Origin of the sequence: Flavobacterium panacagri (genome assembly GCF_030378165.1) — a bacterium.
Lineage (GTDB): Bacteria > Bacteroidota > Bacteroidia > Flavobacteriales > Flavobacteriaceae > Flavobacterium > Flavobacterium panacagri.
Genome location: NZ_CP119766.1, coordinates 2,738,108 through 2,756,241, shown reverse-complemented (window position 1 = coordinate 2,756,241; position 18,134 = coordinate 2,738,108). Strand labels below are relative to the sequence as shown.

10 protein-coding genes are annotated in these 18,134 nt (G+C 33.6%); all 10 read right to left on the bottom strand.

The genetic code is table 11. From position 1 onward, the window contains the following. Positions 1 to 81 precede the first annotated feature (81 nt). The 10 genes from secDF to P2W65_RS12225 all read right to left on the bottom strand — a co-directional run bounded on the left by secDF (position 82) and on the right by P2W65_RS12225 (position 17,847). Complete coding sequence (secDF, locus tag P2W65_RS12270; RefSeq protein WP_289665876.1) at positions 82 to 3,075, bottom strand: protein translocase subunit SecDF; 2,994 nt, start codon at positions 3,073 to 3,075, stop codon at positions 82 to 84. A gap of 225 nt (positions 3,076 to 3,300) precedes the next feature. Further along, positions 3,301 to 4,236, bottom strand: a complete 936-nt coding sequence (gene mdh / locus P2W65_RS12265; RefSeq protein WP_179007063.1) for a malate dehydrogenase — start codon at positions 4,234 to 4,236, stop codon at positions 3,301 to 3,303. A gap of 110 nt (positions 4,237 to 4,346) precedes the next feature. Next, complete coding sequence (gyrB, locus tag P2W65_RS12260) at positions 4,347 to 6,287, bottom strand: DNA topoisomerase (ATP-hydrolyzing) subunit B (protein ID WP_179007060.1); 1,941 nt, start codon at positions 6,285 to 6,287, stop codon at positions 4,347 to 4,349. A 292-nt stretch (positions 6,288 to 6,579) separates the two neighbouring features. Continuing rightward, complete coding sequence (asnB, locus tag P2W65_RS12255) at positions 6,580 to 8,196, bottom strand: asparagine synthase B (RefSeq protein ID WP_289665874.1); 1,617 nt, start codon at positions 8,194 to 8,196, stop codon at positions 6,580 to 6,582. Between the two features lie 316 nt (positions 8,197 to 8,512). Further along, positions 8,513 to 10,189: an asparagine synthase B gene (gene asnB / locus P2W65_RS12250; protein ID WP_289665873.1), complete on the bottom strand. Its 1,677-nt coding sequence runs from the start codon at positions 10,187 to 10,189 to the stop codon at positions 8,513 to 8,515. A 513-nt stretch (positions 10,190 to 10,702) separates the two neighbouring features. Then, positions 10,703 to 11,152 (bottom strand): hypothetical protein, encoded by a 450-nt coding sequence (locus P2W65_RS12245; protein WP_179007051.1) that lies wholly within the window; start codon positions 11,150 to 11,152, stop codon positions 10,703 to 10,705. 65 nt (positions 11,153 to 11,217) lie between these two features. Further along, positions 11,218 to 11,748, bottom strand: coding sequence for a GNAT family N-acetyltransferase (locus P2W65_RS12240; RefSeq protein WP_289665871.1), 531 nt, complete (start codon positions 11,746 to 11,748; stop codon positions 11,218 to 11,220). A 133-nt stretch (positions 11,749 to 11,881) separates the two neighbouring features. Further along, positions 11,882 to 13,636 carry a TonB-dependent receptor gene (locus P2W65_RS12235; RefSeq protein ID WP_289665870.1) on the bottom strand — a complete coding sequence of 585 codons (1,755 nt, stop codon included), beginning with the start codon at positions 13,634 to 13,636 and terminating at the stop codon, positions 11,882 to 11,884. A gap of 146 nt (positions 13,637 to 13,782) precedes the next feature. After that, positions 13,783 to 14,646: a PhzF family phenazine biosynthesis protein gene (locus P2W65_RS12230; RefSeq protein ID WP_289665868.1), complete on the bottom strand. Its 864-nt coding sequence runs from the start codon at positions 14,644 to 14,646 to the stop codon at positions 13,783 to 13,785. Positions 14,647 to 14,832: 186 nt separating this feature from the next. Beyond that, a complete protein-coding gene (locus P2W65_RS12225; RefSeq protein ID WP_289665867.1) occupies positions 14,833 to 17,847 on the bottom strand; it encodes a tetratricopeptide repeat protein in 3,015 nt (1,004 codons plus the stop codon). Positions 17,848 to 18,134: the final 287 nt, after the last annotated feature.

Genomic DNA, 18,134 nt, shown 5'->3' with positions numbered 1-18,134 from the left:
ATTTTTGAAAGTAATTACAAACATAAAAAAAAGACCCAGTTTTCACTGGGTCTTTCTAATTATTTAAAATAAGGTTTTCAATTATGCCTTATTGTGTTTGTCTTCAATTGTATGTTTTTCATCATTTGAAATCGTATCAACCAATACTGGAGTTGCGATAAATAATGAAGAATAAGTACCCACAATAATACCGATTAACATTGCAAAGATGAATCCTCTGATAGATTCTCCACCAAAGATAAACATTGTTAATAATACAATGATCATCATTAATGAAGTATTCAATGTTCTTGATAATGTAGTATTAATAGAAGCATTTACGATATCTTCAAAACTTCCTTTACGGTTTCCGATGATAAACTCTCTAACCCTGTCAAATACAATTACAGTATCGTTCATTGAGTAACCAATTACAGTCAAGATCGCAGCAATAAAGTGCTGATCCATTTCCATGTGGAAAGGCATGAATTTATAACATAATGAATAAACTCCTAATACAAACACAACGTCGTGCGCAACAGCTGCAATCGCACCTAATGAATACTGCCATTTACGGAAAGACACCATTAAGTATAAGAAAATAACTGCCATTGCTCCAAGAACTGCCCAGTATGAGTTTGTCTTGATATCCTCAGAGATAGAAGCTCCAACTTTAGATGCTTGCAATACCCCAACTGTTTTACCATTATAAGAGTTGATAAATTTATCATAAGAAGTATTTGGGAAATATTTCTGTAAAGCAGCGTATAATTTTTGGTTTACTTCTTCATCGATAGCGACACCATCTTCTTTAATTTTATATTTAGTTGTGATTTTTAATTGATCATCATCTCCTAAAATTTTAGCTTCAACTGGAGTACCAAAAGCAGCAGATAATTCATCTGAAACCGCAGTAGCATCTACTGCTTTCTCAAATTTAACTTGGAAAGTTCTTCCTCCAACAAAATCAACACCTTCATCTAATCCGTTAACGAAGAAGATAGAAACTAAACTTACTACAGTTACAATAGAAGAGAAGATATAAGTGAATTTTTTAACTTTAATAAAGTCAAAGTGGAAATTAGTAAACCAGTTTTTAGTAATGTTTGTAGAGAAAGTTAAATCTGCTTTTCCTAAAATATTTCTGTCGATAAAAATTCTAGCGATAAAGATAGAAGTAAACAATGAAGTTACGATACCGATTAATAACGTTAATGCAAAACCTTTAATTGGTCCTGTTCCAAAGATAAACAAGATCGCTCCAGTTAAAACGTGAGTAACGTTAGCATCAATAATAGAACGCATTGCACCATGCCATCCGTAAGAAGCTTGAACAGCTTCAGAAAGCGATTTTCCTTCACGCAATTCTTCTTTTGCTCTTTCGTAGATAATAATGTTAGCATCTACCGCAGTACCTAATGTTAACACGATACCTGCAATACCTGGCAATGTTAATACAAAACCAAAACTTGCCATAATTCCGAATAAGAATAGTAAGTTCAATAATAACGCAAGGTTTGCATACCAACCTGCTTTACCATAATAGAACACCATCCAAACACAAACTAATAAGAATCCTAATACAGAAGAAATTGTACCTGCATCAATAGCCGCTTGTCCTAAAGATGGACCAACAACTGTTGACTGAATAATATCTGCAGAAGCTGGTAATTTACCCGCATTTAATACGTTAGCTAAATCTTTAGTCTCAGCAACATCAAAAGAACCTGTAATTTCAGATCTTCCTCCAGCGATTGGACCACTTGTAACACCAGGCGCAGAATATACGATGTCATCAAGAACAATAGCAATATAACTTTTTTGAGCAAAAGCTCTACCTGTTAATTCTTCCCAAACTTTAGCACCTTGGCTGTTCATCTGCATAGAAACTGCAGGTTTACCCATTTGGTCAAAAGTATCTTTTGCATCAGTAACAACACCACCGCTCATTGCTGGGTTATTGTCTCTGTTTCCTTTTAAAGCATATAATTCAACAACTTCAATATCTTTTGCACTTGCTAAATCTTTTGCTTTTTGATCTTTTATAGTAGTTGGCTTACTCCAAACAAATTTTGCATAATGTTGATCAGCTGCCAATAAAACTCTAATTTCTGGTCTTTTAAAATAAGCATTAATAGCTGCTGTATCTTTTGGTGCAAAATAACCTAAAACTGGTCCACCACCTTGACCAACAATTTTGTCAAATAAAGGATTGTTTCCTTTTTTAGCTGCAGTAGAATCTTTAGCATCATCTGTCAACAAGGCATTCAATGAATCTTTAGCAACAGTTTTAGTTTCTACTTTCTTAACTTCAGTTTTCTTTAATGCTTCGTTAGCCGCAACTAAGAAGTTTCCAATTTCTTCAATTTTATAAGTTTCCCAGAACTCTAATTGAGCTTTTCCACCTAATAATTTTTTAATTCTATCTACATCCTTAGCACCTGGAAGCTCCACTAAGATTCTTCCTGTTTCTCCTAATTTTTGGATGTTTGGTTGTGTAACACCAAATTTGTCGATACGCTCTCTTAATACTTTAAAAGCACTTTCTACAGACTCGTCAACTTTTCTTTTGATTACTTTTTGAACCTGAGCATCAGACATTTGAAAATCTACCCCTCCATCTCCTTGAAGACTTCTGTTAGCAAAAATATCTGGCGATGCCAATTTCACAGTTCCTTTTGAATTTGCCTCAAAAGCTTCAAAGAACTTATTTAAATATGTTTTGTTTCCTTCTAAATTTGCAGATGCATCAGCTAATGATTTATTAAAAACTGGATTTTTAGAATTATTAGCCAAACCTTTTAATACATCTTTAATAGAAATTTGAAGAATTACGTTGATTCCTCCTTCTAAGTCAAGACCTTTATTAAGCTGTTTGTTTTTCACTTCATTATAAGTGAAATCAGTAAAACCAAGGTTTAACACTTTTTCTTTACCAATAGAATCTAAATATTTCAGCTCTTTATCTGGATTATCTCCTGCAAAAGCTTTGGCTTCACTTTTGACGCCATTTGCCACAAAAGTGAATGATAGTTGGTAAATACTTACCAATGCAAATAGAATTGCGAAAAATTTAATAAGTCCTTTATTCTGCATTATTACTAAAAATTAATTATGTTTTATTTTTGTTTTTGTTTTAAAGTCCCATAAAATAAGCCCTGACATGATTTTTTAAAACAAAAATACGAGATCACGAATTACCAATTTTTTTTTAAACCGAGCAAATATATAATTAACGAAAATATTAACCAATTTATTTATTAATTAATCTCAAAAAAAAAGCTGCAAAAGTGCAGCCTTTTCTCTTTTTTGCGGTTTTTATTATACTAAAATCGTTTTTAGGGCATCATTCATGCTGCGAACTGCATCTGCACTTTTCGCAAATAATGCTTTTTCCTGATCGTTTAAGTTAATATCTAAAATTTCTTCCACACCATTTTTACCAATTATACATGGAACTCCTATACAAATATCATTTTGACCATATTCTCCTTCCACAAAGACAGAACAAGCAATCATTTTCTTTTGATCGTTCAAAATACTATCGACTAAATAAGCTACTGAAGCTCCAGGAGCATACCAAGCAGAAGTTCCAAGCAATCCTGTAAGTGTCGCTCCTCCTACCATAGTATCTGCTGCTACTTTTTGAAGCACGTCTTCTGAAAGAAACTCTGAAACTGGAATTCCATTATAAGATGCTAAACGAGTTAACGGAATCATAGTTGTATCTCCATGACCTCCAATTACCATTGCCGAAATATCATTTGCAGGTTTATCTAAAGCCAGAGAAAGATAAGTTCTAAAACGTGAGCTGTCTAAAGCGCCACCCATACCTATAATTCTATTCTTTGGAAGACCTGTTGCTTTTAAAGCCAAATACGTCATCGTATCCATTGGATTTGACACTACGACAATAATTGTATCTGGAGAATATTTTAATACATTTTCAGCAACTGCTTTTACAATTCCTGCATTTATACCTATTAATTCTTCTCTTGTCATTCCGGGCTTTCTTGGAATACCTGATGTAATTACAACTACATCGCTTCCTGCAGTTTTAGAATAATCGTTGGTGACACCTGATACTTTGGTATTAAAACCAGTATTTGTAGCACACTGTGTAATATCCAGTGCTTTTCCTTCTGCAAAACCTTCTTTAATATCCAACAATACTACTTCGCTTGCAATTCCTCTATAAGAAATAACATCTGCACATGTAGCTCCAACATTTCCTGCTCCTACAATGGTAACTTTCATATTTTATACTTTATCGGTTATTAATACTGCCTATTCTTTAAAAAGGCAATTCGTTTAATTGTCTAGTAAATTTAAACAATTAAACGAATTGAAATTATTAATTTTTCATTTTATGCATCAATATTTGCATAAACTGCATTTTTCTCGATAAACTCTCTACGAGGCGGTACTTCATCACCCATCAACATAGAGAAAACTTGGTCAGCTTCTGCCAAACTATCAATATTTACCTGACGTAAAGTTCTGAAATTTGGATCCATTGTAGTTTCCCACAATTGCTCCGCGTTCATCTCTCCAAGACCTTTATAACGTTGAATGTTTGCACTTCCTCCCATTCTTTCGTTAGCTTGATCACGCTGTACATCATTCCAAGCATATTCTTTTTTGTTTCCTTTTTTAACTAAGTATAAAGGTGGCGCTGCAATATACACGTGGCCTTCTTCAATAAGCTCTTTCATGAAACGGAAGAAGAACGTTAATATTAAGGTAGAAATGTGGCTACCATCGACATCGGCATCACACATGATGATTACCTTATGATATCTTAGTTTTTCAAGATTTAACGCCTTACTATCTTCAGCAGTTCCAACTGTTACTCCTAAAGCTGTAAAAATATTTCTGATCTCTTCGTTTTCGAATACTTTATGATGCATCGCTTTTTCAACGTTCAAAATCTTACCACGTAATGGCAAAATCGCTTGAAAGTTACGATCACGTCCTTGTTTTGCCGTTCCACCAGCCGAATCTCCCTCGACAAGATAAACCTCACATCTCGCTGGATCTTGTTCTGAACAGTCAGATAATTTACCAGGTAATCCTCCGCCACCCATAACGGTTTTACGCTGTACCATTTCACGCGCTTTTTTCGCTGCGTGACGTGCTTGCGCTGCTAAAATTACTTTCTGGATAATCAATTTTGCATCATTTGGATTTTCTTCCAAATAATTCTCTAACATTTCTCCAACTGCTTGAGAAACCGGAGAAACTACCTCTCTATTTCCAAGTTTAGTCTTAGTTTGTCCTTCGAACTGAGGCTCTGATACTTTTACCGAAATAATTGCTGTTAATCCTTCACGGAAGTCATCTCCAGCAATTTCGAATTTTAATTTATCTAATAAACCTGAAGCATCAGCATATTTTTTAAGCGTCCTTGTCAAACCACTTCTAAAACCTTGTAAATGCGTTCCTCCTTCGTGAGTATTGATATTATTTACGTAAGAGAAAATATTCTCTGTATAACTTGTATTATAAATTAAGGCAACTTCTACCGGAATTTCACCTTTATCATTATCCATACTGATAACGTGAGAAACAATTGGCTCACGGTTACCATCTAAATAACGGATGTATTCTTTAAGTCCTTCATCAGAATGAAACACTTCACTTCTAAATTCACCTTTATCATCAACTTCTCTCTTATCCGTAAATGTGATTGTAATTCCTTTGTTTAAGAAAGAAAGTTCACGCATACGTGCTGAAAGTGTATCGTATGAAAACTCGGTAGTTTGTTGAAAAATAGTATCATCAGGAAAGAAAGTCTGACGTGTACCTCTTTTTTCTGTTTCCCCAATTTGTTTTACTGGATATAAAGCTTTTCCTCTTTCGTATTCCTGCTCATAAATTTTACCTTCTCTAAACACGGTAGATTTCATATGAACCGAAAGGGCATTTACTACAGAAACCCCAACTCCGTGCAAACCTCCAGAAACTTTATATGAATCTTTGTCGAATTTACCTCCGGCACCAATTTTAGTCATTACAACTTCAAGTGCAGAAACACCTTCTTTTTTATGTAAATCAACTGGAATACCACGTCCGTTATCTTCAACTGTAACAGAACCATCTTCGTTTATTGCAACACTAATAGCGTCACAATGTCCTCCCATGGCCTCATCAATAGAGTTATCAACAACCTCATAAACTAAATGATGCAGTCCTCGAACCCCTACATCTCCAATATACATCGATGGACGCATTCTTACGTGCTCCATTCCTTCTAATGCCTGAATACTATCTGCTGAATAATTGTTCTTCTTGATTTCTTCGCTCATATAATTTATTCTAATAAATGTATTTATTGTCTAACAGGCAAATATATGAAAACGCAGGCTATATACCCAGTAAAATACCACATAAAGCACTTAAGTTATCAACACAATTGTCTGAAAAACCCAAAAAAAAATCCAAAAGCGAACTTTAAATTCTAATTTTCTTAAATTATAAATTATAAAACTGGAAATAACGTAAAAAATTAAAAAGCCGAAACTACATTTGAATGCATTTCGGCTTTTCTATATGTACTCCAATCTTGGAATTTGGAATTTATTTTTTTGAATTTAGCTCTTAAACTACCACTCCAGATTTTACACTTTCAAAATTTCCCTGTAAGTGTGCTGCATTTGCTCTTCCACTTGGATCAAGATTTTCCTGCCATTTTGGAATCCATTTACGCACAGTTTGTGCTGCACTGACCTGTGGATAATATTTATGAAAAATAGAGCGGTACAAATAAGCTTCTTTTGTCGTTGGAGAATTATACGGAAATTCTGCATTTGCACCCGCTAATTGTTCGTCTGTAACTTGAGAAGCACAATATTCAATTAATTCATCAACCCAATTGTAACCTACCCCATCAGAAAATTGCTCTTTTTGACGCCATAAAACTTCTGAAGGCAAATAAGGATCTTCTGGTGTATCAAAAGCTTTTCTTAGAATGTATTTTTCAATTCCATCGTATGTTTTAGGTTGTTTTTCCTCTGTTTTGATTCGGATATTTGTATCTAGGAATGTGGTATCCAAAAACGGGAATCTCACTTCCAATCCGTGAGCCATTGTGGTTTTGTCCGCACGAAGTAAATCTGCCGTAAACAACTTCTGAACTCTTTCTATTGTTTCATCTTGAAATTCCTCTGTTGAAGGCGCATTTCTAAAATACAAATGACCTCCAAAAACCTCATCTGCTCCTTCTCCTGACAAAATTACTTTTATTCCTTGCTCAGCAATCGCTTTAGAAAGCAAATACATCGGCACTCCGGATCTTACCGAAATAATATCATACGTTTCGATATGATAAATTACTTTTTCTAAAATCTGGACTCCTTCTTCTACAGAAAAATGAATTTCATGATGCTCTGTTCCTAAAAATTCAGCTGCTTTTCGCGCCACAATATTATCTGGAGAATCTGCATCTAAACCAATTGAAAAAGAATGCAGTTTTTGTCCGTTTTCTTTTAATATACGACAAGCGATAGAAGACGTTAAAGACGAATCCAATCCTCCCGAAAGTATTACTCCAACAGGAACATTTGCCAACAAACGTTTACTTGTTGCATCGATTAAACTCTGACGAACTACATTTAGATCTAAAGGCTGGTCTGCATTTTTATGATCTTCGTACTCTGGACGGTAATATTTTACAAAACCCGTTTTTGCTGTATAATAATGTCCTGGAGGAAAAGTTGAAAACGATTTGCACTGATCTGCAATAGATTTCATTTCTGAAGAAAAATAAATACGTCCTCTTTCGTCCAAACCATAATATAAAGGCTTCACACCAATTGGATCACGACCTGCAATATATTTGTCACCATCAATTACCACAAAAGCAAAATCACCATCGAGTTTGTTACAAAAATCATAACCAAATTCTTCATAAAGACGCACAATCACTTCTGAATCCGATTCTGTTCTAAAAGTATGATGTTTTAAAACCGTTTCTTTAAGTTCTTTATAATTGTAAATCTCACCATCATGAACCATCCAAGCTTTATTAGTGCCTTGAATTGGCTGCTTTCCCGAATTAAGATCAATGATTGATAGACTTTCATGACACAATATACTGCCATTTTCCATAATATGAACATCACTTTCATCAGGGCCTCGATATGACATTCTTTCTGAAAGTTCTTTAACAAGTTTGGGGTCTTTTCCTTTACCAATTACGGCTAACAATCCAGACATACTATTCTATTTATTATTATATTGTATTGTACAAAACTCAAAGCAAGCTGTACATTAAAAAATCATTAAAAATTTTCACTAAAAGCAAAACTAAAGATTATTTTTTGCTTTCCTAATACTTTCCATATTAAAATCTTCGGGGATTCAATTTTATTTCGGAGAATGCCAAATATAAAAAAAGTAAGCTTACCAATTACCAAAAACTTTTTATAAAGAACTGAAATCTAGAATTTAACAATTTTAGACAAGAAAGACGTTCTTTTTCAAGAACGTCTTTCGGCAATATATATACTAATTCTAAAAATTAAACTCTTATTTAGGCTTTTTCATAAGCATCATCGTGAACGCTTGCTACTGCTCTTCCAGATGGATCGTTCATGTTTTTGAAAGCTTCATCCCATTCCAAAGCGATTTTTGTGCTGCAAGCCACACTTGCTTCCTGAGGCACGCATAATGCCGCTGCATCACTTGGAAAATGCTCTGTAAAGATTGAACGATAGTAATATTCTTCTTTTGAAGTTGGTGTCTGTAATGGGAACTTGAATCTAGCATTTGCTAATTGCTCATCCGAAACTTCTCTGGCTACCACTTCTTTCAAAGTATCAATCCAGCTGTATCCTACTCCATCAGAAAATTGCTCTTTTTGTCTCCAAGCCACACTTTCTGGAAGCATGTCTTCAAAAGCTTTACGAACTACCCATTTTTCCATTGGATGCTCTTTGTTGATCATTTTATCTTGTGGGTTGATACGCATCGCAACATCCATAAATTCTTTATCTAAGAATGGCACACGACCTTCAATTCCCCAAGCTGCCAAACTTTTGTTCGCACGTAAACAATCGTACATGTGTAGTTTTCCTAATTTACGAACGTTTTCTTCGTGGAATTCTCTTGCGTTTGGTGCTTTGTGGAAATATAAATATCCTCCGAACAATTCATCTGCTCCTTCTCCCGAAAGAACCATTTTGATTCCCATTGATTTAATCACTCTTGCCATTAACCACATTGGAGTCGAAGCTCTTACTGTAGTTACATCATACGTTTCAAGGTTGTAAATTACATCACGAACCGCATCTAAACCTTCCTGAATAGTAAATTTAATTTCGTGGTGAATAGTTCCGATATGATCTGCTACTTTTCTTGCTGCCGCTAAATCAGGCGAACCTTCTAATCCAACTGAGAAAGAGTGTAATTGTGGGTACCAAGCATCTGTAGTATCATCTGACTCAATTCTTTTTTGTGCAAATTTTTTGGCTACAGCCGAAGTAATAGAAGAATCTAAACCTCCAGAAAGTAAAACTCCGTAAGGAACATCACTCATTAATTGTCTGTGAACTGCCGCTTCCAATGCTTTTTTGATTTCAGGAATACTTGTTTCGTTGTCTTTTACCGCATCATAATCAACCCAGTCTCTTTTGTACCATTGTACAAATTCACCATCTTTGCTTGATAAATAATGTCCTGGAGGAAATAATTCGATTTTTGTACAGTATCCTTCTAATGCTTTTAATTCAGAAGCTACATAGAAAGTTCCATGCTGATCCCATCCAATGTACAATGGAATAATTCCCATGTGGTCGCGAGCAACAAAATACTCATCTTTATCTACATCATAAATTGCAAAACCGAAGATTCCGTTTAATTCGTCAACAAAGCTTACTCCTTTTTCTTTATATAAAGCTAAAATAACTTCACAGTCACTTTCAGTTTGAAAGTTATATTTTCCTTCAAATTGTTTACGCAAATCTCTGTGATTGTAAATTTCACCGTTTGCAGCTAGAACCAATTTTTTATCTTCTGTAAATAAAGGTTGTTTTCCTGAAGCTGGATCTACAATTGCCAAACGCTCATGAGAAAGAATCGCTTTATCATTACTGTAAATACCGCTCCAGTCTGGCCCGCGGTGACGAATGATTTTTGACATTTCTAATACTTGAGGTCTTAACGCTTCGGCTTTTTGTTTAAGATCAAAGGCACATACAATTCCACACATAATATTCTATATTTTAATTTTAAGTTTTTAATTTGATAAGGCAAAGATGTAATATTAGTTACAATTGAAAAACACAAACCTCAATATCAATTACAATTATTAATCAAAAACATCAATTTACATTAAAAATGTAAAATTTAAAAGTAAAAATGAGGTTGAAACTTGAAAATTTTAATTTGGAACCAAAAAACGCTTTAAAAATGAAAGTTCAGAACGATTTTTTGAATTAAATTTTGAGTTATTTCAACATCAATGAAGAATTCGTAAAGAGCCAACATCAAACTGTTCTAAAATTATAAATTCCACAATTGTTTATCAAATATAGCCCGTGGTTTCAACCACGGGCTATATTTAACAAAAAACAAAGATTGGCAATATACTATGCGGAGTTACTTGCGAAGCTTTGCTTCGCCTATTCGCTATCGCTCGGGTCTCGTTCCGAAATGACAAGATTATGGAGAATACTTTGAGGTTAATTCAACTTTGTCAAAGTTCTAGACTTAGTAAATAAGATTACTCAACACTTTGAATCGTATAATGCGTCTTATTAATTTCAAACTGAAATCCAGCCTTATTTCCCATTAAATGATTTCCTAAAGGAGATTGCGGAGAAAGTGCAATCACATTGATTCCATCAATTGCTATTTTAGGAAGAGCGACACTAACATATAAATAGATGCCGTTTGCTTTTACTAAACTTCCCAAAACAATATTTTCAGTAGATTTCAACGAATCGATTTTATCTAAAATGCTTTTTTGCTCAATCGCTTCTTTCAGTTTATTAGTCAATTTTTCCTGCTCGATATGCATCATCGACAATGCAGTTTCGTGTTTGTCACCGGCAGAACCTTTGGCATCGTTTTTTGAATCTTCGGTCAAGTTGGAAATCATGTCTCTAAAAACATCTATTCGATCTTGAACCATTTGTGTGTAGTGAGTGTATATTTTTTCTTTGAAGGTCATTTTTTTTGAGGTACTGAGATTCTGAGGTGCAAAGATGCTAAGGTTTTTCTTCTTTGTCTAAATTTTTATTCAAAAAAAGCTTTTGGATATACTACTTCTCCACTTACATCTTTTAAGCCATCTTTCGCAAGCTCAATTATCATAGAGTTTTCAGCAGGAATATCAAAAGGCATTTTGATATTGTATTTTTTACAAAGTTCGTATCCGAATCTTGGATAATAATCTTTATGTCCTAGCAAAATAATCGATTTATAATCTAAGCTTTTTGCCACTTCATGTCCATACAGAATAAGTTTGGAACCAATTCCTTTTCCTTGAAATTCAGGTAAAACCGAAACTGGGGCAAGCGCCAATGATTGAAAGGCTTGAGTTTCATTCTTTATTTCCAGTTTGGTAAATAAAATATGTCCAACGATTGTATCATCAATTTCAGCAACAATAGATAATTCTGGAATAAAAGCATCGGAATCCCTTAATCTTTCTACTAAAAATTGTTCTTTATGATCGCTGAATTCTTCCTTTTCAAAAGCTTTTTCTATTAATTGAAAAACACTTTCAAAGTCATTTTTATTTTCCTGACGTAATTTAACTTCCATAAATATAAAATTAAAAAAACAGCCACGAATTCACGAATCTACTCCAAAAAATTCATGAGTTCATGGCTGAAAAAAAAAGGTACTTTATTTTTTTATAAAATCTTAGTGCCTCTGTGTCTTTGTGGCAATAAGCCTAAAAATCAAATTTATAATTTGCTCCTCCTAATATCTGGAATCCTTGCACTGGGTAATTCAACCATTTTTGATATGCTTGATTTCCTATATTATTCGCTTTTAAGAAAAATGTCAAACGTTCGTTGAATTTATATCCCAAATGCGCATTGGCATCAAAGTAACTTTTTAAAGTTATCGGAGCATAATTAGCTGCAATACCCGAATTTGCCTGCATATCTTTTCTTTCGCCAACATAAAACACATTCAATCCTGCATACCATTGCTTAGTAATAGTAACGTCTAAAGTTGAACTTAATTTCATTGTTGGTAAATTCCATGCTTCAACTACATTATCTGTATTGTAACTATTAAACGTTCCGTCGATTCCGAATGTTACATTTTGAGAGAAATCGGCTTTTAATTCTGCGTAAAATCGTAAAGTTCTAATATCTTCATAAACTACTCCAAATGAGTTTCCAAAAGCATAATCTTCGTTCGTAATTACTTCTGTGTAATCATTTGCTTTAAACAACGCTTTGTCTTTTTCATTCAAATATGAACCTGTCAAATTATAATTTACATTGTTTGCCAGTTTTCCTTTTAAACCTGCAAAAACATTGTACTGCGTGCTTGACGGACGCATATTTAAAGTCGGTGATAAAAACGGATTTTCAGTCACAAAGTCAGCATAAGAGTTTTGTTTTAAACCTCCATCAACTCCTGTATAGAAAATCATTAAATCTCCCACCAATTTATAAGAAGCATTTACTTTTGGATACAAATAAAATTTATTGCCACTGTTTTCAGAATCTCCGCTGTAAAAAACTCCAGCTCCCAATTCTAACGTCCAGTCATTTTCATGAATTACAAAACTTGGCTCGATTCCAACATTTGTAAAACCATATTTAACAGCTTCTGTATTATTCTGCAAATAATTATTTTTAAAAGAACCGCTTACGTGATCTACAATTACATTGGTTTTAATTGCCTGATCCATTACGTCAACAGTAAAAGTCGGTTTTACAAAAAATCTATTTTCTGATGAAGAATAACTGTCTGAAAAATGAGTAAATTTTGCTGCAAGATTACTAAAAATACTCTCTGTAAATTCTGCATTTCCGCCTAACCAAATCGTGTTATATGAATGATCAGAATTAATACTGTTTATTAAATCATAACGCTGTGCCGGAATTGTCGAACCAAAATCAGCTGGAAGTCCGTACCAATTGTAGATTTGGTTTTGATATCCTAAATCGACATTCCAATTGTTATCTCTGTTATTTTGACCGTAGCCAACATTAATTGCAGTATCATAAAATTCATCATTTAACTCAACATCTTTAATACCGCCCTGCGAAGAATGATGGCGAAACATTCCCGCCACATAATCGTTATTTCCTAAATCCTGATTTATAAATAATTCTCCATTCAAAGTACCATAATTTCCAACTCCTACAGTGGCGTAGTTATTAAATAATCTTTCTTTTTTGGCTTTTTCAACGCCTTCTGCTTTTCCTTTAGAAGGCGTAAACGTAGAAGCCACAGGAACAGATAAAATACTGTATTTAATTACTTCCTTTGGCTGATTACCGCTGTCATCAAGCGAAGGATTTTCTTTTACTTTAAAAGCATCTGAAATAGTCGGCGAATACGGTTTTACAACATTTACGGTTTCCGTTCCGATACTTTCATTTTTCTTAACTTGGGAAAACGAAAGCTGGACAGCAAATAATACTAGTAAAACGATAATTTTATACTGGCAATTTAATTTCATATTTCTTCTTTTTAAGAGTATAGAGAAAAGAATATAGAGAATAGACTTTTGCTATTTCTTAATTCTTATGCTAAAACCCCTTTGTTCTCTTTCTATATTCTAAAATCTTTTTTCTTTGTTCTATATTCTATATTCTATGTTCTTGCTTAAGCTTCCCATTCTCCTTTGGCAACAAACTGAGCTTTTCCTCCGATATTGATATCATACTGATCGTCAACTAATTTTCCTTTAAAATAGATTTCAGAAGGTCTGTTTATAAACTCGCCCTGAAAGTTGATTAGTTCAATTTCTTTGGTATTGTATTTTAACAAAGAGGCTTGCAAACATGTACTGGCACTTCCTGTCGCAGCATCCTCCATTAACTGATTGTGTTCAATGTACAATAATCTGCTGGTTACTTTTGTTCCTTCAAAATAGTAAAAATATAAACCTTGGTGATCGGTTTTACAATGCTGTTTCATCCATAGACCCGCTTTGTCTTTATCCAAAACCAAATTTTCTAAAGCTCTTCTACTGCTGAGCGGAACCATTACAAAAGCGCTTCCTGTTGTTACTTCTTGAACAGGAAATTGATTTTCAAAATCGCTTACTTGCAGATTACTGAAATGTGTAAAATCTTCTTTTGAAAAAACATCCCAAAACTTTGGTTGCGCTGCTTTTAACCAAATCAAATCTTCTGATTTATGAATTGCAATTGGCCCAATAGGAACTTCTACTTTCATTTCAGATGGAGCATTTTCAAAAATCTTGTTTATCAAAACCCATGAAGTTCCAATTATTGGATGTCCTGCAAACTGCATTTCGTGTGCTGGTGTAAATATTCTAATTTCCGCTTTATTATTTTCTCTGTCTAGCTTTGTAACAAAAGTGCTCTCTGCAAAATTAATTTCTCGTGCAATCTGCTGCATTTGTTCTGTCTTTAGATTTTCTGCATCCATAAAAACTGCCAGCTGATTTCCAGCATATTTTTTATCGGCAAAAACATCAACTATGTAAAAAGGTAAACTCATTTATTTATTTATTTTTAGAAAATGGGACATAGAATATAAAGAATAGACTTTCCAATCTTTGTACTTTTTTAGAAAATAGAACATCGAATAAAGAGAATAGACTTTCTAATCTTTGACTCAATCTATTTTCTTTTCTCTATTTTCTATATTCTTTTCTCTATAATCTTTTTTCTATTCTCTCCATTCTTATCTATTAATCGACGAATTCGTTTTTGATTCTTCCGCTTTAATAGCACTCAATTCTTTTTTCGCTTCTTCTACCACATCTGGATAATCTGTGAAATTGTTGATTACGTTATCCAAAATATAAGTTGCCTGATAGCTGTCTTTTAATCCGTAGAAGTTTTTCGCCATTAAAACCAAACCTTTTGCTCCGTAGTATTTATAAGCAGAATAACTTTTAGCTAATTTCTGAACTGCAATATTTGAAGCATCGTACTTGCCTTCTTTTGTTTTAAAATAAGCATCGTAATACAACGCTTCTGCTGCTAATTCTCCTTTAGAAGTTGTCATTAATTTAGCGTAAGCTGTTTTTGCTTTATCTTCATTTCCGGTTTGAATTGCGGCACGTGCTACAATAATCTGAGCATCGGCTTTTACTCCAGCATCCGATTTTGGGTTTTCTAAAACTTTTTCAGCAGCAACAACGGAGTTATCATAATCTTTTTTGTCATAATAACATTTCATTAAGTTCGCCTGAGCAAAAGTTTTATTCTGCGGATAATCTGCTTCGTTTTCTAAACGTTTTAAAACTGGAATTGATTTATCACAATCTTTCGCTTTTAAATAAATCTGAGCCAGTCTATTCAAAGCCTGCTCTGTAAATTCATTTCTTGGCTGATCTGCAACATATTGATAATTTGATGTTGATTTTGTCTCAGAACCCTCAGCATAATAAAGCTGTCCTAAATAGAAATTCACCTCTAGAGCATGTAATCCTGTTGGGAATTTGCTCACATAACCCGAAAATCCTGTAATTGCTGCTTTGCTATTGTTTTGACTGTATTGTTTGAAAGCTGCATCGTAAGTATCATTATCCAATTCAGCATCTGAAACTTCAACAAAATCTAAAGTTCTAACCCAAGTTGCGTATTCATCTACTTTTCCAGAATCCACATAAATTAATCTTGCTGTTGCAACTGCTTCTAAAGCTTCCGGTGTTTTCGGGAACTCAGCAGCAACTTTTTTGAATTTCGTTAAAGCCTGCTGATCTCTATCTGAATTGTAATAAATCAAACCTTGTTTTAAGATTGCTTTTGAAGTAAAAGATCCATTTTGGAATTCTGAAATCAACTGATCGTAGGTTTTGATTGCCTGATCATTTTTCTTTTCAGCAACATAAGTATTTCCTAATTCAAACAAAGCGTCGTCACGATAAGACGATTTTTTATACATCTGAAGGAAGTTGTTCAATTCGTCTACTTTCTTAGCATTGTTTGACATGAATCCGTAAGAAAGTGCTTTTTGAAACTGAGCATAATCGGCATCAACGCCTTTTGCTGCGATTGCTTTTCCATAAGCTTCGTTTGCTGCGCTGTATTTTGAAGTTACAAAACGGCAATCTCCTAAACGAAGATAAGAATCGTTTAAACGAACTTTATCTGATGGAGAATTATCAATTTGAGCCTGAAAAGAATTCGCAGCCTGATCATATTCTTTCAACTTAAAATAAGTATAACCAATATTATAATTGATGTTTTTATATTCGTCTGTAGATTTTGCAGCAGACATTCCGGCAAATTGCTTATAAGTTAGCAAAGCATTCTGCATATCATCGTTTAAATATTCTGTTTCTGCTTTCCAGAAAGTGGCACGAGCAGTAAATTCAGGTGTTTTTTGTTCGCTGATAGCGCTTTTGAACATTTTACCTGCTTCCTGATAATTCGATTCGTTGTACAATTCTACGCCACGATAAAACAATACTTTTTGATAAGCCGCTTTGTTTTCTGCAGTTCTGTTTTTTTCTAATAAAGCTAAAGCTTCTTTGTAGTTTTTAGAAGAAATATAAGAATCCACCAATAGTTTTTCTACTTCGGCACGACTTGAATTGTTTGGATATTTTTTTAAGAAATCTAACAAAATTCCAGGAACGGCTTGATACGCATTTCCAATATCGTAACTTAATTTAGCATAATTTAAAGCTGCATCTTCTTGAATCTGCGCATTGAAATCCATTTCTGAAGCATTTTTAAACGCGTTTAAAGCTTCCTGCTTTTTACCAATATTCAAATAACTCAAACCTAAATGATAATAAGCATTTTGTGCTACGAAATCTTTTCCTTCGATAATTTTATTAAATTGAGAAATTGCTTTTTCGTAGTTTTTCTGCTCATAATAAGCATATCCTAACTGATAAAAATCGGTATTGTTCCATTTTCCTTTTTTACCTGCATATTTTTCTAAATAAGGAATGGCTTTCTCGTATTGCTTCAAATTGAAATAACTTTCTCCAATAATTTTATTCAATTCCGATTTTTCCAGTTCATTTGATTTAGCCATTGCTGTCTGCCCTAAATCAATTGCTTTTTGAAAATTACCAAGTTTGAAATTCATATCTGCTTGATAGTATGAAAGTTTTTCTTTGTACTTTTCTTCTCCAGAAACCTCATCAAAATATTTGGTTGCTTCTTTGTAATCGTCGCCTTCATAGGCCATGAATCCTAAATAATATTTGGCTTGAGAACCATATTCTTTAGAATTTACCACTTTATTAAAATAGTTAGTCGCTTCTTTTTTCTTTTTAGCGTTAAAATAGCTGTAGCCTTTCATGAAATTAAACTTATCCGATTCGGCTTTACTCATATAACTTTCATCTACTTTATCAAACCATTGCAATGCTTTTGGATAATTTCCCTGCTCAAAAAAGAACTGGGCTGCTTCTATGTAAGCTTGATTTTGTTTAGTGCTGGTTGGATAATCGTTAACGAATTTTTCCACCAATGCATCGGCGTTTGCTTTGTTGGTTCTTATCGCACAATTGGCGATGTAAAACGCACAATCTGACTTTACTTCTTCGGTAACTTCAGTATTTTTAACATGCTCAAAAATGAGCTGTGCCGAAGCATATTGTTTATCATTATATAAAGCCAGTGCTTTGTCAAAATCCTTTAAATCGTAAGTATATATAGCTGATTTTTGTGCCGAAACTGTCGTCGATAAAAGGATGATTTGGAATAAAAAGAACCAGGAAAGTTTACGCATTTTAGTTATATTTAGTATTCAAATGTATCATTTTATACGGTTTATAACGAAACGTTTTGCCGTTTTATTATAAACAAAAATTTAAACTGCTGTGATTTTTGCTGCTCTAAAACTTCAAAAGATTGGTTCTCAAACTTTCTAAAAAGATTATTTTTTGCACACAACTATTATTCCATTTTTTCTAAACGCTTGAAACTATTTTCAATTTTTGAAATTTCTCACAGAAATGATTGAAATTTATTTTGAATAGAACCGTTAACTTATTACTTTTACCATTCAAATCAATT

Bases quoted from the DNA above. Each gene is read 5' to 3' on its own strand.
- asnB (WP_289665873.1), bottom strand. From the start codon at position 10,189: ATGTGTGGAATTGTATGTGCCTTTGATCTTAAACAAAAAGCCGAAGCG.
- P2W65_RS12245 (WP_179007051.1), bottom strand. From the start codon at position 11,152: ATGACCTTCAAAGAAAAAATATACACTCACTACACACAAATGGTTCAA.
- P2W65_RS12230 (WP_289665868.1), bottom strand. From the start codon at position 14,646: ATGAGTTTACCTTTTTACATAGTTGATGTTTTTGCCGATAAAAAATAT.
- P2W65_RS12235 (WP_289665870.1), bottom strand. From the start codon at position 13,636: ATGAAATTAAATTGCCAGTATAAAATTATCGTTTTACTAGTATTATTT.
- P2W65_RS12240 (WP_289665871.1), bottom strand. From the start codon at position 11,748: ATGGAAGTTAAATTACGTCAGGAAAATAAAAATGACTTTGAAAGTGTT.
- asnB (WP_289665874.1), bottom strand. From the start codon at position 8,196: ATGTCTGGATTGTTAGCCGTAATTGGTAAAGGAAAAGACCCCAAACTT.
- secDF (WP_289665876.1), bottom strand. From the start codon at position 3,075: ATGCAGAATAAAGGACTTATTAAATTTTTCGCAATTCTATTTGCATTG.
- P2W65_RS12225 (WP_289665867.1), bottom strand. From the start codon at position 17,847: ATGCGTAAACTTTCCTGGTTCTTTTTATTCCAAATCATCCTTTTATCG.
- mdh (WP_179007063.1), bottom strand. From the start codon at position 4,236: ATGAAAGTTACCATTGTAGGAGCAGGAAATGTTGGAGCTACATGTGCA.
- gyrB (WP_179007060.1), bottom strand. From the start codon at position 6,287: ATGAGCGAAGAAATCAAGAAGAACAATTATTCAGCAGATAGTATTCAG.